Raw genomic sequence first — 22244 nt, forward strand, 5'->3', positions numbered from 1 at the left:
GCAAAGAGGCCCGCGCCAATTCGCTTGATGCGCGACGTGGCCGGTGCACCACGGATCCGGGGCGCCATCGAGGGGGAGTGGCGGTGTCCCGGATCCGTGGTGGCCATCGGTCACGCCGGCGCGAGCAGGCTCACTTCCAGCTGTACGCGACGCCACCGAAGCCCGGCTGGACCTTCGCCCGCACCCTGGGGGTCGAGGCGAGGCCGAGATAACCGCCGCCCTTCTTCGGCGGGCCCGACCAGCGCACGACAACGGTGCCGCCGGTTCCGCATCCCGCCGTCTTCCAGGTCTTGACGCTCTTGTTCTTCTTGGTGCTCCAGTAGTGGCCCTCCGCCTGGACACAGATCCTGCTGTTGCTACCGGGCGGGAGCTTCCACGTGTAGCGGCGGTGCTGCGGGTTCTTCTTGGAATCCGGGCTGATGTAGCCGCAGCCCGCCTTGTCCACCTTCCAGCGGCCGTAGCCCGCCAAACCGCCCCGCCATCCGCCGCAGTCGCCGGAAGCGTCGATGCCCTCCGTGGTCACGTCGGTCAGTGCGACCTCGGTCGTGGTGGAGTCCACCTCTTCCTCGGCCATCGCCGGCGCGCTCTGCACGGCGAGTGCCATTCCCGCGACCAGCAGGCCGGTCGTGACCCGTGTCGTCCATTTCTTCACTGGTGTTCTCTTTCTCGTTGTTCGGATCGAAAGGCCTTCTGGGTTATTTCCGCGCCAGAAGAGCACGACTTGCCCGCGTGAGTGATTTTCCGTCAGTCATTCAACTGGCCACGGCGAACATTATCGGCATTACGTGGAGCCGCCTAGTGATCTTGTGCGGTGATCTTGATCGAGGTTGTTCGAAAACGCCGGACCCAAGGCATCAGCCGAGATCGATGAGCGATCCGAAGCCCAAGTGACGGGCTTGCGAGGCGATGGCGCCGTAGAGCGCCACGTCCAGCACGCCCATGCCGAACGGGTTGAGCACGACGTGCGGCCGGGCGGTGCCACGGCTGGGGTACCGGCCGGTGAGCAGTCCGCCCAAGGTGGCGTCGATGGGTTTCGCCGTGCCGTCCGACGGGCGCGTGACCAGTCCGTCGCGCATCAGGCGGCCGAGGGGGCGGCGGGGATTGTCCGCCACCAGGTCGAGGTCGTCGACGTACAGGGCCGCGGCGTCGAGGAACGTCTCATCCGCCAGATCGCCCAGTGACACGTTGACCAGCAGTGCGCCGGGACGCGCCCAGTCGGGGGTCACGTAACCCTCGTCGGCGGTGGTGGTGAAGACCGCGATCTCGCCGGCGCCGACCGCGTCGCGGGCCTTGTCGTGCACGGTCACTTCGAGGTCGTCGCGGGAGAGCAGGTCCGCGAGGCGGTGGGCGACGGCCGGGTCGCGATCGTGCAGCGACACGGCGCGCAGGGAAGGCGACCGGCGGGTCAGCAGCGTCGCGTGCATCCGCCCCTGCGCTCCGCACCCCACGATCGCGAGCGAGCGGGCGCCGCCGAAACCGGTGACGTCGACACCGACCGCGCTCACCGCCGCGGTGCGCACCGCGCTCAGCAGACCCGCCTCCATGATCGACGTGACCCGGGCGGTCTCGGCGTCGAAGCACAGGCCCAGCCCGCCGGCGCGTTCCAGGCCCGCCGCCGGGTTGGACACGCTGGCGTTGATGATCTTCATACCGTGGTGCGGCCCCACCGCGCCGGGCATGCCGATGGACCGGGTGTAGGCACCCCGCGAGTTCTCCCATCGCAGGTACGCCTCCGCGGGGAGCAGGCTCTCGCCACGGTCGTGACGGGCGAGCGTCCGCCGCACGATCTCGACCGGGTCGATCGTCGCGAGGCAGCGCCGGACGTCCGCGCGCGACAGCACGGTCACCCGGCCCGCGCCCGCCAGCCCCGTGTCCGCCTGGTCGTACCACTGCTCGCTCATGCCGAATCCTTGCCCCGGCACCATTCCAGTGCCGCCATCGCGCTGTGCATCTTGTTCTCCGCCTGGGTGAACGCGATGCTGTCCCGGCCGTCCAGCACCTCCGCGGTGACCTCCTCGCCGCGGTGCGCTGGCAGGTCGTGCATGAACACCGCGTCCGGACTGGTCCGCCACAACGCCCGCGTCACCTGGAACGGCGCGAAAACCTCGCGCCAGTCAGGGTCCGGTTTGGTCGTCCCCGTCGTCTCCCATCGCGTGGTGTACACGACGTCGGACACGGGCAGGTCGTCCATGTCGTGACGCTCCACAATGGACGCTCGGTGTCGTGCGGCGTGCGCTCGCGCACGGGCCAGCACCGCGGGATCGAGGCCGTAACCGGGCGGGGTGCGCAGCTGCAGTTCGGTACCGGGGAACCGGGTGAGCGCCAACGCGAGCGCGGCCGCGGAGTTGTTGCCCTCGCCGAGATACAGCACCCGCAGCCCGTCGACGCGCCCGAACCGGCGGGCCATCGTGGTGAGATCCGCGAGTGCCTGGGTGGGATGCTCGTCCGCGGTCATGGCGTTGACCACCGACATCCGCTTCTGGTCGGCCATGGCCCGCAGCTCCGCCGGGTCGCCGGCGGTGCGCACCACGAGCGCGTCGAGCATGGAGGACAGCACCCGGCCCGTGTCCGCGATGGTCTCCCCGGTGTTGAGCTGGAGATCGCCCGGCCCGTAGGAGACGATGCGCGCGCCGAGCCGCAGCGCGCCCGACGAGAACGCCGTGCGGGTGCGCGTGGAGGTCTTGCTGAAGTAGATCCCGACGACCTCGCCGGACAGCGGCGAACCCGCTTGCTGCGGGTCGGCGGCCAGGGTCGTCGCCCGCGCGACGATGGAACGCAGTTCCCCGTCGGTGAGATCGTCGAGGGAAATGAGGTGGCGCAAGGTTTCTCCTTACCGGGCGGCGGTCAACGGCCGGGCCGTGACCTCGGGAACTTCGCCGAAGTGCTCGAGTACCCAGGAATCCGAGTAGATGGTGTCGAGGTAGCGGTTGCCGTCGTCGGGGAAGACGAGCACACAGCGGGAACCGGCGGGGATGCGGTGGCGCAGCTTGCCGAGCGCGGCCACGGTCGCGCCCGACGACCCGCCCGCCAGGATCGCTTCGCGCGCCACCAGCGACCGGCAGGCACGCACGCATTCCAGGTCGGTCACGTGGACGATCTCGCTGATCACCCCGGTGGAATCGGCCGAGCCGACCAGCGGCGGCCGCCACCCGGCACCGTGCCCGGGGATGAGCCGGTGCTCGGTCGGGGTGTGGAAGATCGCGCTGCCCGCCGCGTCGACCGCGACCAGTTTCGTGGTCAGGCCGCGGTCGCGGATGTGGTCGGCACAGCCGTGCAGGGTGCCGCCGGTGCTCACCGAGCAGAACAGGTAATCGACCCGGCCGTCCAGCGCGGTGACGATCTCGGCCATCGTCTGTTCGTGCGCGGCCGCGTTGAGCGGATTCTCGTACTGGTTGGGCCAGAACGCGTCCGGCAACAGTGCCACCAGCTCCCGGACCCGGGCGATCCGCGCGCCGAGCAGGTCGCCGTCCGGCGCGGACACGACTTCCACCGCCGCGCCGTAGGCCTTCAACAGCGCGACGGATTGCGCGGTCGTCCGGGTGTCGACCACGCAGATCAGTTCGAGTCCGAAGTAGGCGCACAGCTGGGCGAGGCCGACGCCGAGGTTGCCGGACGTCGATTCCACCACCACCGACCGTCCCGGTACCAGCTCCCCGGCCTGGATCTTGCCGCGCAGCATGTGCAGCGCGGTGCGGTCCTTGACACTGCCGCCCGGATTGAACTTCTCCATCTTCGCGAACACCTGGACGTCCGCGATCGGCACGATCCGCTCCAGCGCGACCAGCGGCGTGCCGCCGATCGTCGCGAGCACACCGCTCAACTCATCCGTGCTCAACGGACACCCGCTCTCCCCGCGCCACCGGAGCCGGGGCCGCGACATTGCCGCCGGACACGATCGCCACGGTCGTGCCCCGCCATTGCCCGGTCAGATGGGCAGCGGTCGCCACAGCGCCGCTCGGCTCGGCTCGCACGCCGAACCGGCCCGACAGGTACTCCTGCGCGGCGACGATGCCGTCCTCGTCGACGGTGACGATGTCGTCCACGAGCACCTTGATGTGCCGCCAGGCGAGTTCGCCGAGCACCGGCGCGCGCAGCCCGTCCGCGATCGTGCGGTAGGTCCGCTCCACCGGCCACCGCACCAGCCTGCCCAGCCGCAGCGATTCCGCCGCGTCCCCGGCCAGTGCCGGCTCGACGCCGACGACCCGGGTGCCGGGGGACACCGCTTTCACGGCGGCGGCGACCCCGGCGAGCAGACCGCCGTTGCACACCGGCACCAGGACGGTGCGGACGTCCGGCAGATCCGCCATGATCTCGGCGCCGACCGTGCCGTGCCCGGCGATCACGTCGAAGTCGGCGGAACCGACGACGGTGGCGCCGGTCCGCGCCGCGAGCTCGGCCGTGGCCCGCTCGCGCAGCGCGGGCGGCACGATCACGACGTGGGCGCCGAGCGCGCGGACCGCGTCCACCTTCAACGCGGGCGCCGTGGCGGGCAGAACGACCGTGGCTCGCAGCCCGTGCCGTGCCGCCGCGTAGGCCACGGCCCGCCCGTGGTTGCCGGACGACTGGGCGAGGACGTGGCCCGTGGTGAGCCGGGCGACCGCGTTGAGCGCGCCGCGTGCCTTGAACGAACCGGTCCGCTGCAGGTGCTCCGGCTTGAGCCACAGGTCGCCGAACGGGCCGAGCAGGGGCGTGCGGTGCACGGAGTGCCGGATCCGCTTGGCGGCGGAGCGCAGGTCCGCGGGGGTGACGAGGGAGGACATCGGCGTCACCGCGCCAGGTTCCGGTCGGCGACCGCCTGCACGCGGTCGAGGTCGGCGTCGATCTCCGCCGGTGGCGCCGCGTCCGGCAACAGGTCCTCGATGTCGCGCAGCGGCCGGTACCGCAGGCCGAGCACACCCCACACCACCAGCACGGCGCCGGAGACCACCATCAGCGTGGCGAAGCCGCCGAGCCGGTCGGCGAGCGGTCCCGCGGTCAGGAACCCGAGCGGTTGCATGGCGGTGGCCAGCATGACGTTGATCGCCAGCACCCGGCCCTGAAGCCGCTGGCCGACCTTCGTCTGGATCACCGACAGCCAGTGCGCGTTGCCGATGCTCATACACGCCAGCCGCACGAACAGGCCGATCGCGACCACGAACACCGAAGGCCACGCGCCCATCAGCGCCACGCCGAGCCCGGAGCCGATGACGAAGGCGATCATGCCGGTGGCCCGGCGCGCGGTGCCGCCCCAGGTGATCACGACGAGCGCGCCCACCGCCGCGCCGATCCCGCCGATGGCACTGACCACACCCAGTTCGCCCGTCGAGCCGATCGACAGGACCAGCGGGGTGAGCCCGACCCACATCACGGCGGTGAAGTAGTTGACCACCGCGAAGTAGCCGATCATCACCAGCAGCGGTTTGCGGCGCAGCACGAACCTCCATCCGCCGGTGACCGCCTTCGCGAACGGTTCGGTCTGGGTGAAGAACATCCGGTTCGGGAACCGCACCAGCACCAGGGTGAGCACCCCGATCGCGAACGTGGCGACGTCGACCACGACGACCGCGGTCAGCCCGGACAGTCCCATGAGGACACCGCCGAGGACGGGCCCGAGCACGGTGCCGAGACCGGCGCCCATGTCGGCGAGCGCGTTGGCCTGCGGCAGGTACGGCTTCGGCACCAGCTGGGCGATCGCCGCCAGGTAGGCGGGCCGGTGGAACGCCGAAGCCACCGACATGACCCCGACGATCGCGCACACCGCCACGAGATCCAGCCGCCCCAAGGCGAACAGCACGGCGAGCACGGCCATCGCCGCGCCGCTCGCCAGGTCGCAGCACAGCATGATCCGCCTGCGGTCGACCCGGTCGGCGAGCGCGCCGCCGATCGGGGTCAGCAGCATGCTCGGCACGCGGGCGAGCAACATGACCAGCGCGAGGTCGACGACGCGGCCGCTGAGCTGATAGGCCCACACGCCGAGGGCGAACGCGCTCAGCTCGTTGCCGATCATCGACACCGCCTGGCCACCCGCCACGGTGTAGAACGCACGCAGCCCGCGCCGGGTCGCGGTCGCGGCGACCGGGACGTCGTGGACTTCGGGCGGCAGGTCGCCGCCGGCCCAGCGGGACAGCCGGTCCCGCAGCAGTGCGGCGACCTCGGCGGCCTGGTGGCGCAGGAAGTAGTGCCCGGCCTTGGGCAGCACGGCCAGTTCGACGCGATCGGCGAACACGCCCCACTCGCGGTATCGCTCCTGGTACAGCTCGGTCGCCGGGTCGCTCGACCCGACCACGCACAGGACCGGGGCCGTGAGCCGGGGTCTTCCGGCGGCGTCCGGGTCGAGCGCGCGGCCGAACCACGCCTGCGCCTGCCCGGCGTCGTGCCGCAACGCCCGCAGCATCGCCGCGCTCGCGGACTCGTCCATGTCGTCCAGCAGTCCGCCGGTGGCCCGCAGCGTGTCCCGGTAGAGCCGGTCCGCCACCCAGCGTTCGCGCGGGAACCGGCGCTGCAGCCAGGCCGACAGCCTGCCCGGCAGGCGTGCGGCGGGGAAGCTGCCCGCCACGACCACTCCGGCGACGACGCGGCCGTCGGACTCGAGCCGGGCGGCGAGCGCGGTGGCCACCGCGGAGCCGACGCAGTGCCCGTACACCGCGACAGGGCCGGTGACGGTCCGGCCGATCTCGTCGGCCAGCAGGTCCACGACCTCGTCGACGGTGCGGAACGCCTCGTCGGGCCGGGCCACGTCATGGCCGGGCAGTTCGACGGCGAGCAGGTCGATTTCCGGTGCGGCGGCGGCGAGTTCGGTGGCCAGCGGCTGGAACACCGCGGCCGAGCCGCCGCCGTAGGGCACGCAGACGAGCGTCAGCTCCGGTGTGCCCGCGCGGGCGGGGGAGAGGCGGTGCAGCAGGCGCCCGTCGTCGGTCTCCCGCCCGGCGTCGAGATGGGCGGCCAGTTCGCGGACGGTCGGGTGCAGGAACAGGTCGATGACCCGGAGCCGCTCGTCGATCAGCCGGACCGCGCGGACCGCGGTGAACGAATGGCCGCCGAGGGCGAAGAAGTCGTCGTCCGCACGGACCTCGGGCAAGCCGAGCACCTGTGCCCATACCCGGGCGACGCGTTGCTCGGCCGGCGTTTCCGGTGCACGGGAACCCTTCACCGGCGCGGGAACGGGCTCGGTGACCGGGCGGGGCCCGCTGCGGGCCGGACCGACCGCGGCGACCGGCTGGTCCACATCGGACAGCAAACCGGTCAGGAGTGCCTGGAAGTCCGCGACGATCTCTTCGGCGGTGCCGGCGTCGAACAGGTCAGCCCGGTAGGCGAGGCCGCCGAGGTAGGTGTCGCCGTCGTTGACCAGAACCATGCTGAGGTCGAACTTCACCTGCTCGCCCGCGTCGCGGACGGCCGTCACCTCGACACCCGGGATGGCGGGCGGCGTCGCCGGCTGGTCGAGGACGTTCAGCAATACCTGGAAGATCGGCGTCGCGCCCACCGACCGCTCCGGCCGCAGCCGCTCGATGATCCTTTCGAGAGGTGTCTCGGCATGCGCGAACGCGCCGAGCACGGTCTCGCGGGACCGGCCGAGCAACTCCCGCACGGTCGGGTCGCCGCCGAGGTCCGTGCGCAACACGAGCGTGTTCACGAAACAGCCCACCGTCGACTCGGCGTCCGGGTGGTGCCGCCCGGATTCCGGCACGCCGACGGCGACGTCGTCGGTCCCGGCGCGGCGGCCGAGCAGTTCTTGCCAGCAGGCCAGCAGCACCATGAACGGCGTCACGCCCGCCTCGGCCGCGACCTGCCGGACGCGTGCGGTGAGCGCGGCGGGGAGCGCGAACCGGACGTGCCCGCCGGACCAGTCGGCCACCGCCGGGCGGGGCCGGTCGGTCGGCAACGCGAGCAGCGGCGGCAGCCCGGCCAGCCGGTCGCACCACCAGTCCAGGTCCTCGTCGCGCTCGCGGGCGGCCAGCCAGGCGGCGTAGTCCGCGTACTGGACGGGCAGGGGCGCGTCCGGTGCCGATCCCGCGAGCCGCGCGGCGTACGCGTCGGCGAGATCCGTGCCGATGACGCCGCGCGACCAGTTGTCGGTCGCGATGTGGTGCACGGTGAGCGCGAGGACGTGCTCATCGGCGGCGATCCGGAACAGCGAGGCCCGCAGCGGCGGCTCCCGGTCGAGCGCGAACGGCCGCGCCAGCTCCGCCCGGCACGCCGCGTCCACCCGGTCCGCGGATACGTCCACAATGGACACGGGCACGCGGTCGGCGGGAACCGGAACGGCCACCGGGGTGCCGTCCCGCTCCTCGACGACGCTGCGCAGGACGGTGTGCCGGGCGGCGACGTCCCGTACGGCGAGCACCATCGCCGCCGCGTCCAGCGGCCCGCGCAGCCGCAGCACGAGATCGGCGTGATAGGCCGACCCCGGGCCGAGCAGTTCGAGAAACCACAGCCGCGCCTGCGCCGACGACAAGGGCGCGGGCGCTTCGGGGTCCGGCCGCACGGGGATGGGCGCGCCACCGAACGCGTCACCCGGATCGGCGGCCAGTGCGGCGGCGAGGTCGGCAAGCACCGGGTGCTCGAACACCGTGCGCACGGCGACGTCCCGGCGCAGCGCCTCACTCAGCCGGCCCGCCACGCGCACCGCGGCGAAGGAATGACCGCCCACGGCGAAGAAGTCGTCGTCGGCGGAGATGCCGGCGTTCCCGAGGACGTCGCCCCAGACCCGCGCCACGAGCCGCTCGGCCGGGGTCGCCACCGGCCTCCGCGCGGCGGGCTCCCGCTCGGCGACGTCGGGCAGCGCGGACCGGTCGATCTTGCCGTTCGCGTTGAGCGGCAAGCGATCCAGGACCGTGAGCGAGGCGGGCACCAGGTAGTCGGGCAGGCGTTCCCGCAGCGTCCGGCGGACGGTCGCCACGTCGAGCCCCGGCCCGACCAGCCAGGCGGCGAGCCTGCGGTCCAGGCCGGTGCCGACCGGCAGCACCACGGCCTCGGCCACCCCGTCGACGTCGCGGAGGGCGGCGGTGACCTCGCCCAGTTCCACCCGGTGGCCGCGCACCTTGACCTGGTCGTCGGCGCGGCCGAGGAACTGCACGGCGCCGTCGGCCCGCACCCGCAGCAGATCGCCGCTGCGGAAGCATCGCACGCCGGTGCCCAGCGGGTCGGGCACGAACCGGGCCGCGGTCTGCGCGTCGTCGCCCAGATAGCCGCGGGTGATCTGCGGTCCGCCGATCACCAGTTCGCCGGTCATGCCCTCGGGCACGACCGCGCCGCGCGCGTCGACGAGATGCCCGACGACCCCGGGCAGCGGCGTGCCGAGCGGTACGTATCCGGTGCGCTCGTGCGGCGGGACGGCCGCCACGTCGCACGTCATCGAGATCATCGTGCTCTCGGTGTGCCCGTAGTGACTCTGCACCCGAAGGCCGGGCCGGGCCGCCTCGACGCGCTCGACGAGCGGCCACGGACACGCCTCACCGGCGAGGATCAGCAGCCGCCTCGGCAGCACGGTGGCCAGATCCCCGTGCCGGGCAAGGAGTTCCAGATGACTGGGCACGCACTTGAGCACGTCGGCCGGGTGCTCGGCGAGGTACCCGGCGAAGGATTCCGGATCCATCGCGGTGTCCCGGTCGACCAGGTGGACGGTGCCGCCGGTGGTCAGCGCGCCGTACACGCCGGTGAGGCCGAAGTCGGCCGCCGGGGTGGAGACGACCGCGAACGACGCGCCCGCCACGTCACCGAGCCGGGGCAGCATGCCCGACAGGTAGTGCGCGACGTTGCGGTGCTCGACCGCGACCCCCTTCGGCGCACCGGTCGAACCGGACGTGAAGATCACATGGATCAGGTCGGTCCCCGCGACCGGGACGTCCGGGCGGGTATCCGGCTGGGCGGCGACCGCGTCGTCGACCGTCAGGACGGTGACGCCGGGAACGGTGACGTCGAGGCCGGGTTCGGCGAGCAGGATCCGCGTGCCCGCGGTGGCGAGGATGGTGGCCACGCGCGCCCGCGGGTAGGTGGTGTCCATCGGCAGGTACGCGCCGCCGGACTTCATGATGCCCAGTACCGCGCACGCCACGTCCGTACCCTGTTCGAGCAGCATCCCGACCGGCTCGTCGGCGCGCACGCCGAGCGCCCGCAGCCGGTGCGCGATCCGGTTGGCCCGTTCGTCGAGCCGCCGGTAGGTGAGCGAGCCGGTCGCGCCGACCACGGCGACCCGGTCCGGGTAGCGGTCGGCGGTGTCCTCGATCAGCGTGTGCACGGGGCGAAGCTCCGTCCGCCCCGGTTCCGGTCCTGCCAGCACCGGCGCGGTGACGGTTTCGATCGGCACTTCGGCCACCGGCCGGTCGAGGTCCGCGGTGATCCCGTCGACGAGGGTGACGAACCAGCGGGCGATCCGGTCCGCGGTGCCCCGGTCGAACAGGTCGGTGCGGTAGGACAGCCCACCCGAATAGCCGTCGCCGGACCGGGACAGCGCGAGGTTCAGGTCGAACTTCACGCTCCGCACCGGCGGTTCGGTGACCCGTGCGGCCAGACCGGGGAATTCGGGCGTCCGCGACGGTTCGTCGAGCACGTTGAGCATGACCTGGAAGATCGGCGAGGCGTCGAGCCCGCGTCGTGGCGCGACCCGTTCGACGATCCGCTCGAACGGCACGTCCGGGTGGGCGAACGCGTCGAGCACCGTGTCCCGGGCGGCGGCGAGCAGTTCGCGGCCGGTGGCCGCACCGGCCAGGTCGGTGCGCAGCACCAGCGTGGTGACGAAGCAGCCGACGACCCGTTCGGCGTCCGGGTGGCGGCGGCCGGACTCCGGCACCCCCACCGGCACGTCGGTGGTCCCGGCCAGCCTGGCGAGCAGTGTCTGCCAGCACGCCAGGAACACCATGAACGGGGTGACGCCGGTGGCGCGGCCGATCTCCCGCACCCGCGCGGTGAGCGCGGCGGGCACTTCGACCTCGACCTCGGCGCCGTCGTCCCCGGCGACGGCCGGGCGAGGCCGGTCGGTCGGCAGCTCCAGCACTGGTGGGAGCCCGGCGAGCCGTTCGTGCCACCAAGCCAGGTCGGCCTCGGCGGTGTCCGGCCTGGAATCGTTCCACGCCACCAGGTCCGCGTACTGGAGCGGCGGTTCCGGCGGCAGGTCACGGACGCCGAGGCGGGCCGCGTAACAGGCGGCGAGATCGTCGAGCACGACCGCGGCCGACGGGGCGTCCATCGCGATGTGGTGGAACGTCAGCGCCAGCACCCGCCGGTCGGCGGCGACGCGGAACAGCACCGCCCGCATCGGTGGCTCGTCCTCGAGCGCGAACGGCCGGGTGGCCTCGGCGGCCACCTCGGCGTCCAGCTCCGCCGCGGCGACGTCCACAATGGACACCGGGACGGCCGGTCCGGCGCACCGCATCGGCACGCCGCCGATCTCCCGGTACACGCCGCGGAGGACGTCGTGGCGGTCGGCGACGTCCCGGACCGCGGCGAGGAGCGCGGTCTCGTCGGCCGGTCCCGCCAGTTCGAGCACGAGCGGCAGGTTGTAGGCGTGGCCGCCGGGTTCGAAGCGGGCCAGGAACCACAACCTGGCCTGCGCGGACGACAGCGGCACCGGTGACCCGTCGCGAGGGAGCCGGGGGATGGCGGGCTCCTTCGCGACGGGTGTCCCGCCCTGCAACGCGGCGGTGGCGCGGCCGGCGAGCAGCTCGCGCAGGCGTCGTTGTGCGGGAGTGACGAGTGAGTCGGTCATGCCGTGCTCCCGGTCGGGACATCGGCGCCGTCGTCCGCCAGTGCGGTCATCGCGATCCGTTCCAGTTCCGTGGCGAATTCCCGCAGCACCGGCCGGTCGAACAGGCACCGCACCGGGACGGGGAAACCGAACGCCTCGGCGAGGCGGCCGACGACCTTGGTCGCGGCGAGCGAATGTCCGCCGAGACCGAAGAAGTCGTCCAGCGCGCCGACCCGCTCCCGGCCGAGCACCTCGGCCCAGGTCATCGCGATGAGTTCCTCGACCGCCGACGCGGGCGGGCTGTCCGGCCCCGCCGGTGCCGAGGGTGCGGGCAGCGCGGCGCGGTCCACCTTGCCGGTCGCGGTGACCGGGAACGCGTCGAGTGAGACCCACCGGTGCGGTACCGCGTAGCCGGGCAATCGGCCGCGCAGCACGGCCGCCACCGTCTCGATGTCCACAGTGGATGGGGTGAGATAACCGACGAGGTGTGGTTCGCCTTCTCCGGCGCGCATCACGACCATCGCGTCGGTCACTCCGGGGACCGTGCGCAGCACGTGCTCCACCTCTCCGAGTTCCACCCGGTTCCCGCGGATCTTCACCTGGTGGTCGGCGCGGCCGTGGAACTCCAGCACGCCGTCGGCGCGCCAGCGGACGAGGTCGCCGGTGCGGTAGGAACGCCCTCCGTGCAACGGGTCGATGCCGAATGCGGCCGCGGTCCGCTCCGGGCGGCCAAGGTAGCCCGGTGTCACACCGGCGCCGCCGATGGCCAGCTCGCCGACCGCGCCGGGCAGCGCGACCCGGCCGAACGGGTCGATCACCGTGAGCAGGGTGCCGCCGAGGGGGCCGCCGATCGGTATCGGCCGGTCGGCCGCCAGGTCGGCGGTGGTCACCAGATGTGTGGTCGCGGTGATGGTGGTCTCCGTGGGTCCGTAGCAGTTGCGCAGGCTCGCGACCCTTGCGGTGATCTGCCGTGCCAGCGCGACGTCGAGGGCCTCGCCGCCGGAGAACACGTGCAGTCCCGGCAGTTCGGGGAGCCCGGCGGCGACGAGCATCCGCAAGGTGGTCGGTGTCGGGTTGAACTTGGTCGCGCCGGTCGAGACGAGCCGCCGCACGAGCGCGTGCCCGTCGACGGCGCAGTCCCGGTCGGCGATCGCGCAGTGCGCGCCCGCGGTCAGCGTCGTCCAGATCTCGCCGGTGGCCGTGTCGAACACGAGCGGCGCGATGGCGAGCCACGTGTCGGACGGCCGCACGTCGGTGACCTCGCGGAAGGCGTCGACCAACGCGGCGAGGTTCCGGTGCGTGACCGCGACGCCCTTCGGTTCGCCGGTCGAGCCGGACGTGTAGAGGACGTAGGCGAGGTCGTCCTGGCCCGGCTCTCGCAGGGTGCGGGTGTCCGTGACAGGGGCGTCGAGGTCCACGACGGTCAGCCGCGGCAACGCGGCGCGGGCCACGTCCAGCGCGTGGCCGCGCGCGGCGACGACCCGGACCCCGGCGTCGGCGGCGAGCGCCGCGATCCGGTCCGTGGGATGGCCTGGATCCAGCGGCAGGTACGCGCCACCCGCCCGCCACACCGCGAGCAGCCCGGCGGGCAGGTGTTCGTCGCGGGGCAGGCACACGCCGACCACGTCGCCGGTGGTGACGCCCGCGGCGAGCAGACCGCGGGCGCCCTGTGCCGACCGGTCGGCCAGGTCTCCATAGGACAGTCGTCCGGCCGGTGACGACGTCGCCACCGCGCCGGGCGGTTGCGCGAGCACGTCGGTGACCACGGTCCGGTTGGCGGGCAACGGGTTCCCGGTACCCCAGCGGCGCAGCGCCGCCCGCTCCGCGTCGTCCGATATGTCCAGTGTGGACAGTTCGGCGGCCGGATCGGCGGTGAGCCGGTCGAGGAGGGTGCCGTACCAGCGGGACCACCGTTCGATCGTGGCGCGGTCGAACAGATCGGCACGGAACACGAGCCTTCCCGTGTAGCCGTCGCCGGTGGCGGCGAGGTCCAGGTTAAGGTCGTACAGCGCGGTGGCGACCGGTTGCGGCAGCACCGTCACGGCCAGGTCGCCGAGCTCCGCGGTCGCCTGCTCGTCGAGGACGTTCATCATCACCTGGCACACCGGGGTGCTCGCCGGGTCCCGCTCCGGCGCGAGCCGCCGCACGACCTCGTCGAACGGCACGTCGGCGTGCGCGAACGCGTCGAGTACCGCCGCGCGTGTCCTGGCCACGAGGTCGCGGCCCGACCGGGCTCCGAAATCGGCGCGGATGGCCACGGTGTTCACGAAGAAGCCGACCATCCCGGCCAGTTCGGCGGTGCGGCGGCCGCTGTGCGGAACGGCGACCGCGAGGTCCCGTACCCCGGCCAGCCGCGCGAGCAGCAGTTGCCAGGCCGCGAGCAGGACCGTGAACGGCGTGGTCCCGGCCTCACCCGCCAAGGCACGGACCCGGCCCGTGACGTCCGCGGGCAGCCGGACCGGGACCTCGTCCGCCGTCCAGTCGGCGACGGCGGGGCGGGGCAGGTCGGCAGGCAGCCGCAACGCGGGCAGGTCCGCGAGCCGCCGCTCCCACCAGTCGAGACCCGCGGTCCGGTCCTGCTTGCGTTCCCGTGCGGCGTGGTCGGCGTACTGGAGTGCCGGTGATGGCGGCCAGTCGCCGGGTTCCGTGCGGTAGAAGTGGTCCACTTCGGACAGCAGGAGCCGTTGGGAGACCGCGTCGGTGGCGATGTGGTGGCAGGTGAGGGTCAGCACGTGGTGGTCCGGTGCGAGCCGGAACAGGACCACGCGCAGCGGTGGCGTGGCGTCCAGCGCGAACGGCCGCCGGATCTCGGCCGCCACGGCCGTGTCCGCCGACCTTTCCTCGATGTCCACAGTGGACATAGGTACGGCTTCGGCGGGCCCGAGGAGCGCGACCGGCTCCCCGTCGATCTCGGTGAAGAGGCTGCGCAGCACGTGATGGCGCGTGGCGAGCGCGTGGACCGCGCGGTACAGGCGCGGCTCGTCCAGCGCGCCCCGGAGCCGCAGCACGGTGGGGGAGTTGTAGGCGGCGCTGTCCGGGTCGAGCTTCGCCGCGAACCACAGCATGCGCTGCGCCGGCGAGAGCGGCGCGGGTGCGGCAGGGTCCGCCCGGGCGACGAGCGGGCGGTCGTCGAAGGCGGGTTCCCTGTCGATCCGTGCGGTGAAGTCGGCGAGTACCGGGTGGTCGAACAAGGTGCGGACGGTGACCCGGCGTCTCAGCCGGGTGTGCAGGAGGCCGACCACCCTGGTCGCCGCCAGCGACCGGCCGCCGAGCGCGAAGAAGTCGCTGTCCGGCCCGATCTCCCCGTCGAGTTCGAGGCATTCCCGCCAGACCCGCGCGACCAGCGCTTCGGCGTCCGAAAGCGGCGCGGCCGCGGCCGGAGGGGTGCCGGGCACCGGCGGGAGCGCCCGACGGTCGAGCTTTCCGTTGGGCAGCAAGGGAAGCGTGTCCAGGGTGTGCCACGAGCTTGGCACCATGTACGCGGGCAACAGCCTCCGCAGCTGCCGCTCGACGGCCGCCGCGTCGACGGTCGCGGGAGTGAGGTAGCCGATCACGTGCGCGTCCACGCCTTCCGCGGCGACCGCCACCGCCGCGTCGTCCACATCGGACAGTCCACGAAGGACGGACTCGATCTCGCCCGGCTCGAACCGGTTGCCGCGCACCTTCACCTGGTCGTCGGCGCGCCCGAGGAACTCCAGCGTCGCGTCGGGACGCCACCGGACCAGGTCACCGGTGCGGTAGCAGCGTTCGCCGGGACGGACCGGGCCGGCGACGAACGCGGACGAGGTCAGCTCGGGCCGTGCCCGGTAGCCGGTCGCCACACCGGCGCCACCGATCCACAGCTCACCGATCGCGCCGGGCGGCGCGAGCCTGCCCGCCTCGTCCACCACGTACAGCCGGGCGCCCGGCGTGGGCGAGCCGATCGGGACCCGGTCCCGGTCCTGGCCGGTGAGCCGGTGCGCGGTCGCCGCGACCGTGGTCTCCGTGGGGCCGTACCCGTTCCACAGCTCGCCGACCAGCGGCAGGACCCGCGCGGCGAGCTCCGGGTCGAGCACCTCGCCGCCGAGCAGCAGCCGCAGCGCGGGGTCGCCTGACCAGCCCGCGGCGAGCAGCATCCGCAGGCTCGTGGGCGTCAGGTCGACGACCGTGACACCGCTCTCGGCGATCCGTCGCGCGAGCTGGTGACCGTCGACGGCGCAGTCGCGGTCGGCGACGACGCAGCGCGCGCCGGTGGCGAGCGGCCACCACAGTTCTTCGGCGGACACGTCGAAGGCGAGCGGCGCGAGCGCGAGCATCGCGTCGTCCCGCGTCATGCCGGGGGAGAGCATCCGGGACCGGACGAACGCGTGCAGGTTGGCGTGGCTGATCTCGACGCCCTTGGGCCGCCCGGTCGACCCCGACGTGTACAGCACGTAGGCGAGCGCGTCGCCGTCCGGCAATACCGGCTCGAAAGGCTCTCCGTCGGTTCGGTCGGCGTCGACCACGCGCAGGCCCGGTACCGCTTCGGCGACCTCCGACGCCATCGGCTGGGCGTCGCCCCGCGTGAGCACGACGCGCAGCTCCGCCTCACTCGCGAGCTGGGCCAGCCGCGCGACGGGTTGCTCGGTGTCGAGAGGCAGATACCCCGCACCCGCCCGCCAGACGGCGAGCAGCGCGGCGGGCAGGAACTCGTCACGTGGCAGGCAAACCCCGACCGTGTCCCCGGCCGTCACCCCGGACGCGGCGAGCACACGCGCGATCCGGTCGGCGTGGCCGGTCAGCTCCGCGTACGTCAGCCGTCCGCTCTCCGACGACACCGCGACCGCGTCCGGCGCACGCGATGCGTTGCGCCACACCGCGTCCGGCACGCCGGTCGTGCCGTCTGCCGGCAGCGCGGGGCCGGTTCCCCAGGTCGTCAGCTCGGCGATTTCCCCGTCCGCGGCCGGCACCAGCGCGGACAACGGGGTGTCCGGTGTGGACACAGCGGAGCGCAGAAGGTGCAGCAGGGAACGGGTGAACCAGTGGGCGCGGCCGGGGGCGAGCCACGACGGGTCGTGCTCGACGATCAGTTCGGCGCCGCCGACGTTGGCGTTCACGAACACCGTCAGCGGGGTGTGGCTGCCGCCGGTCGGCAGTTCGCCGAGCAGGTCGAGCCGCGTGTCCGGCCCGTGCGCCGACAACGGGACGCCGTCGGGCTGCACCGCGATCGACACGGGTGTGAGCGGGACCCCGGCGGGCCGGTCGCCGCCCCACAGCCCGGTGAGTTCACCGCTGGGCAGGCCGCGGTGATCGATGGCGTGTGCCGACGTGGTCATGGCCGCGCGCAGCAGGTCGCGGAACGAAGTGTCCGCGTCGAGCCGCAACCGGACCGGCAGGACGTCGACCAGCGGGCCGATGGTGTGTTCGAGCTCGGCGCGGTCCCGTTGGGCGGCCGCCATCCCGAGGAGAACGTCCTGGCCCCGCACCAGCTCGCCGACCAGCACCCCCACCGCGGACAGGTACACCGCGAACGGAGTCACCCCGGTCGATTCGGCCAGCGCGCGCACCGCCGATCCCAGCGACTCGGGCAACGGCGTGCTGATCCGCTCACCGGCGAAACGCCGACGGCCGTGCACGACGCGGTCGAACAGGGCGTCCGGCGGCGTCGCTCCCGCCAGCTCGGCCGACCAGTACGCCTTCAGCCTGTCTCGCTCACCGGGCACCTCCGCGAGCGCGCGTTCCCGCAACGCCACCGCACCGACCTGCGCGAAGGAAGCCGCGGGCGCGCCGGCCAGTTCCGCCATGAGCACACCGACGGACGCGCCGTCGGTGGCGATGTGGTCGGACACGACGACCAGGTCGGCCACGTCGTCGGCGAGGCGCAGCAGGGTGATCCGCAGGAGCGGCGTGTCCTTGGTGAGGTCGAACGCGTGCCGGGCGGCGGCCTCGGCCAGTTCCTTCGCACGGCGGTCCGCGTCGGCGAGCCCGCGCAGGTCGTGCTCGTCCACGGGGACCGGCGCCGGCGGCCCCACCACCATGACCGGTTCGCCGTCGTGGTCACCGATCGTGCCGCGCAACACCTCGTGCCGCGCCACGATGCCGTCCGCGGCCGCCCGCAGCGTGGGCAGCGACACCCGGCCATGAAGCCGCAGCCGCCACGCGACCGTCGTCGCGGTACCGGTCGAGCCGAGCTGGGCGAGGGTCCACAGATCCCTCTGCGTGCCGGTCAGCGGGTAGCTGTCACGGTCCGGGTTTTCCCGCAGTGCCACCGAGGGCGCCGCGGCCGGGGCGTCCGCGAGCCGCCGTGCGACCGCCTCCACCGTGCCGCCGGAGAGGAATTCCGCCAGCGTCACCACCCGGCCGGTGGCCTCCCGCAGCCGCGCGACCGCGCGCGCCGCGGCGAGGGAATGCCCGCCTGATTCGGAGAACCGGTCGTGCACGCCGATGCCCGGCAGCCCGAACGCGGCCGCGACCACGCCGGCGACCAGCCGCTCGGCCTCGGTGCGTGGGGCGACGTACGCGGTGTCCTCACGGTCGAACACCCACGCCGCCAGCGCTGCCCGGTCCGCCTTTCCGGTCGTGCCGAGCGGGATCGCGTCGAGCACGGCGATCCGGGACGGCACCAGATGCGCGGGCAGCCGCGACCGCAGCCACCGCAACAGTTCCGGCTCGGACACCGAGTCACCGGCCGGTTCGGCGAACCCGACGAGCCTGCGCTCCCCGTGCTCGTCGGCGGGCGCGAGCACCACCGCGTTGCCGACGGCAGGATGGGTGAGCAGCGCCGCCTGGACCTGTCCCGGTTCGATCCGGAAGCCGCGCACCTTCACCTGGTCGTCGGCGCGGCCGACGAAATTGTGCACGCCGTCGCGGCACCGGACCAGGTCACCGGTGCGGTAGTGCCGGACGCCGTGGGAGTCGGTCACGAACTTCTCGGCGGTCAGCTCCGGCTGCCCCAGGTACCCGCGGGTCACGAGTGTCCCGCTGACCCACAGCTCACCGACCTCGCCGTCGCCGAGCGCGCGGCCGGTGGTGTCCCGCACCGAGAACGCGGCGCCGGGCAGCGGGGTGCCGATCGGCGGGTCGTCCAGCCCGTCCCGGCCTACTTCGTGACACGAGCAGTTCACCGTCGCTTCGGTCGGTCCGTAGCAGTTCACGATCCGCCGCACGCCCGGGTTGGCGTAGAGACGGTCGACGAGCGACCGGTGCAGTGCCTCACCCGCGATCGCGACGGTCCGCACCGAACGCGGTAGCGGCGTGCGCGCCAGCACCGCCAGTACGGACGGCACGCCCTGCACGAACGTCACCTCGTCCCGCGTGGCGAGCCCAGGCAGCGCGAGCAGGTTCTCGGCGAGCACCAGGCTCCCGCCGGTCACCAGGGGCGGGAACACCTCGGCGACGGACGCGTCGAAACAGACCGACGCGGCGCCGAGCACGCCACGCAGTTCGTCGTCGCCGTAGGTCGCGGCGGCCCACGCCAGCAGCGCGAGCACGTTGCGGTGCTCGACCTGGACGCCTTTCGGCCTGCCGGTGGAGCCGGACGTGTAGATCACGTACGCGAGATCCGTGCCGGAACCCGGGACACCGGGGGAGGTCGTGGGGGAGGAGACGGCGTCCCCGACGGCCAGCACCGGCACGCCGGCGTCCGCGAGCGCGGCCGGATCAGGTTCGTCCGCCAGCACCAGCGACAGCCCGGAGTCCGCGACGACCGACGCGCCGTGCGCCGGGGGAGCGGACGGGTCCAGCGGGACGTACGCACACCCCGCCTTCAGCACTCCCAGCAGCGCGGGCACCAGCCAGCGGCCGCGGCGCAGGCAGACGCCGACCAGGTCACCGCGTGCCACCCCGCGGCCGAGCAGGGCGTGCGCGACCGAGTTCGCGGCCTCGTCCAGCCGGGCGTAGCTCAGCCGCTCCTCACCCGCGACGAGCGCACAGCGGTGGGGCGTCTTCCGCGCCTGCTCCTCGAACGCCTCGTGTACCCGGTCGAACGCACCCAGATCTGCCCGCAACCCGCTGAATCCCCTCATGCCCGTCCGGAATTCCGGACCTCGGCAGATTGAACTTGCGGGACGACGCCGGGACCAGGAACTCCGACCGGAACTATCCGGCGGGCGAAGTTCCGGTCACGACCACCGCGGTGCCCATGGCGTCGTACAGCGTCCGCGCGCGTTCGCGGAACGGCCTGGCCTTGTCCGGATCACCGGCGTCGTCGTGGATCGCGGCGATCCCGGTCAGCGCGCGGGCCTCTTCGTGCGGTTCGCTGGTGAGCCGGGCGAGGTCGGCGGCGCGCGTGTAGTGCGCCATCGCGGACGATCGGTCCCCGCACGCCAGCGCGCTGTCCGCGAGCCCGTTGTGCACGAGGGTCTCCAGCGGCCGGATGCCGGTCGCCACCGCGATGTCGAGCGCCGCCTCCTGATGCAGGCGGGCCGCGGCCAGGTCGCCCTGCCGGAGGTGCACCAGCCCGAGATAGGCCAGCGCGTACCCTTCGGCCTCGCGGTGGCCCTCGGCCCTGCTGACCGCCAGCGACCGGTCGAGGTGGTCGCGGGCTTCCGCCCACCGGCCCAGCGCGCGGTACACGTCGCCGAGATTGTGCAGCGAGATCGCCTCGCTCAGCCGGTCGTCGATGCTCTGGGCGATGGTCAGGCACTGCCGGTAGCAGCCGAGAGCGGCGTCCAGATCGCCCCGGCGTTCGTGGATGAAGCCGAGGTTCGACAGCGAACGTCCCTCGTTGAGGCGATCCCCGGTCTCCTGGGACACCGTGACCGCCCTGCTCAGATGGTCCACCGCGGCGGTGTACCGGCCCAGCTGCGCGTACACGGTGCCGAGCGTGTTCAGCGCGCGGCCGGCGACGACCGGGCTCCCGTCGACGTCGAGGCAGCGGGTCAGATGGGTCACCGCCTCGTCGAAATGGCCGAGCCTGGCGCAGATCGCGGCCAGGTCGACGAGCGCCTGCTGGGTGCCGATGGCGTCGCCCGCCCGCTGTGCCTCGGTGAGCGCGAGCCGGTGCAGGGTGCGCAGGGCACCGTAGTGACCGTTCACCCGCAACGCCTGCCACAGCACGGTCGAGAGGTCGCGGGCGTAGGTGTCGCCGGTGGCCGACGACTGTTCCGCGATGGCGATCAAGGTGGGCAGCTCCGCCGCTAGCCAGGTCGCCGCCTCCTCGGCGCCGGTGAACACGACGTTCCCGGCGACCGGGGTGAGCAGGGGTCTTCGGTTGGGGTCGCCCGCCGTCATCGCCCTGGCCGCGTCGGCCGCCCCGGCCACACAATGCTCGCCGAGACGGCGCAGGGCCGCCGACCGCCGCTCCGCCGGTTCCTCGTCGGCGCGGCCGCGCGCGTAGTCGCGGACCAGGTCGTGGAACTCGAACCGGCCGTCCGCGCGGTGCGCGAGCAGCAGATGGCTGTCGACGAGCGCGTCGAGGATCCGGCGGGTCTCCGCCGGATCCGTGCCCAGCAGCGCGGCCGCGGCGGCGGTGTCCCAGTGCGGGCCGGGATGAAGTCCGAGCAGCCGCAGGCCCGAGGCCACGTCGCCGGGCAGCGCCTCGTAGGACCAGGACAGCACGGAAGGCAGCGAGGTGGTCTTCTCTTCGGTGGTCAGCGCGGCGAGCCGGTTCCCCGCCGGGAGCATCGAGGACGCCACGTTCGCCAGGTTCCGGTTGTGCGCGAGCCGCTCGCCGACGATGCGCAGGGCGAGCGGCAGGCCGCCGCATCCCGACACCATGTCGGCGAGCGCGGTCCGGTCGGCGAACCGCCGCCCGGGGCCTGCCAACCGGTCGAGCAGGGAGAACGACTCCTGTTCGGTCAGCAGTGGCACCGGCACCCGGTGCGCGTCGGCGCTGATCGTCAGCCCGTGCAGTGCCGCGCGGCTCGTCACCACCACCGCGCAGCCCGCGTGGCCCGGCAGCAGCGGCCGGACCTGGTCCGCCGAGCGGGCGTTGTCCAGCACGATGAGCACCGAACGGCCGGCCAGCACACTACGCAGCGACGCGGCCCGGTCGTCGAGGTCGGCGGGCACGTCCGCCACGGGCACGCCGAGCGCCCGCAGGAACGACCGCAGCACCTCGGCCGGATCGGCGGGCGCCCCCGGCCCGTACCCGCGCAGGTTCGCGAACAGCTGCCCGTCGGGGAAGTCCTGTTTGACCCGCTGCGCCCACTGCACGGCCAAGGAGGTCTTGCCGACCCCGGCCATACCCTCCAGCACCGCGACGACGACACCCTCGCCGGCCCTCCCGCCGTGGAGGGCGTCGAGCGCGTCGATCTCCCGCTGCCGCCCGATGAACGACGTGATGCCCGAGGGCAGCTGCGCGGGCACCGAGACGACCGGCGTTCGCGCCGGCGACACCGCGTCCGGGCAGTAGTGCCGCACGAACCGGCTCGCCTGCTCGCCCTGGAGACCCAGCCCCAGCGCCAGTGCCTCCACCGAATGGCGGCGCGGCCGGGCGACCCGGCCGCGCTCGATGTTGCTGATGCTCCGCACCGTCAGCCCGGTGCGTTCCGCCAACTCCTCCTGCGTGAGCCCGGCGTCCCGCCGCGACTCACCCAGCAACGACCTCGGCCGGGGGTCCATTTTGCGGATGATAGAGCGAGCGCGACGACGAAAAGTGGAGGTTCACCGAGAATTTTGATCG

General features: G+C 73.2%; 8 protein-coding genes. All 8 read right to left on the reverse strand.

All coding sequences use genetic code 11. From position 1 onward, the window contains the following. Positions 1 to 130: 130 nt before the first annotated feature. The 8 genes from NQK81_RS39460 to NQK81_RS39495 all read right to left on the reverse strand — a co-directional run bounded on the left by NQK81_RS39460 (position 131) and on the right by NQK81_RS39495 (position 22183). Positions 131 to 652 carry a hypothetical protein gene (locus NQK81_RS39460; protein ID WP_257485533.1) on the reverse strand — a complete coding sequence of 174 codons (522 nt, stop codon included), beginning with the start codon at positions 650 to 652 and terminating at the stop codon, positions 131 to 133. Between the two features lie 202 nt (positions 653 to 854). Further along, a complete protein-coding gene (locus NQK81_RS39465; protein ID WP_257485534.1) occupies positions 855 to 1901 on the reverse strand; it encodes an ornithine cyclodeaminase in 1047 nt (348 codons plus the stop codon). Beyond that, positions 1898 to 2821 (reverse strand): ornithine carbamoyltransferase, encoded by a 924-nt coding sequence (locus NQK81_RS39470; RefSeq protein ID WP_257485535.1) that lies wholly within the window; start codon positions 2819 to 2821, stop codon positions 1898 to 1900. The genes NQK81_RS39465 and NQK81_RS39470 overlap by 4 nt, the downstream gene beginning before the upstream one ends. 9 nt (positions 2822 to 2830) lie before the next feature. Continuing rightward, entirely contained in the window at positions 2831 to 3835 is a 1005-nt protein-coding gene (gene sbnA / locus NQK81_RS39475; protein WP_257485536.1) for a 2,3-diaminopropionate biosynthesis protein SbnA, read from the reverse strand. Then, positions 3822 to 4760, reverse strand: a complete 939-nt coding sequence (locus NQK81_RS39480) for a threonine ammonia-lyase (protein WP_257485537.1) — start codon at positions 4758 to 4760, stop codon at positions 3822 to 3824. The genes sbnA and NQK81_RS39480 overlap by 14 nt, the downstream gene beginning before the upstream one ends. 5 nt (positions 4761 to 4765) lie before the next feature. Next, positions 4766 to 11683: a non-ribosomal peptide synthetase/MFS transporter gene (locus NQK81_RS39485; RefSeq protein WP_257485538.1), complete on the reverse strand. Its 6918-nt coding sequence runs from the start codon at positions 11681 to 11683 to the stop codon at positions 4766 to 4768. After that, on the reverse strand, positions 11680 to 19626 hold the full coding sequence (locus NQK81_RS39490) for a non-ribosomal peptide synthetase (protein ID WP_257485539.1): 7947 nt from the start codon (positions 19624 to 19626) through the stop codon (positions 11680 to 11682). The genes NQK81_RS39485 and NQK81_RS39490 overlap by 4 nt, the downstream gene beginning before the upstream one ends. A 91-nt stretch (positions 19627 to 19717) precedes the next feature. Beyond that, positions 19718 to 22183 (reverse strand): ATP-binding protein, encoded by a 2466-nt coding sequence (locus NQK81_RS39495; protein WP_257485540.1) that lies wholly within the window; start codon positions 22181 to 22183, stop codon positions 19718 to 19720. Positions 22184 to 22244: the final 61 nt, after the last annotated feature.

This window comes from Amycolatopsis roodepoortensis, from assembly GCF_024628825.1.
In the GTDB taxonomy this organism is placed as follows: Bacteria; Actinomycetota; Actinomycetes; order Mycobacteriales; family Pseudonocardiaceae; genus Amycolatopsis; species Amycolatopsis roodepoortensis.

Bases quoted from the DNA above. Each gene is read 5' to 3' on its own strand.
- NQK81_RS39495 (WP_257485540.1), bottom strand. From the start codon at position 22,183: ATGGACCCCCGGCCGAGGTCGTTGCTGGGTGAGTCGCGGCGGGACGCC.
- NQK81_RS39485 (WP_257485538.1), bottom strand. From the start codon at position 11,683: ATGACCGACTCACTCGTCACTCCCGCACAACGACGCCTGCGCGAGCTG.
- NQK81_RS39465 (WP_257485534.1), bottom strand. From the start codon at position 1,901: ATGAGCGAGCAGTGGTACGACCAGGCGGACACGGGGCTGGCGGGCGCG.
- NQK81_RS39480 (WP_257485537.1), bottom strand. From the start codon at position 4,760: ATGTCCTCCCTCGTCACCCCCGCGGACCTGCGCTCCGCCGCCAAGCGG.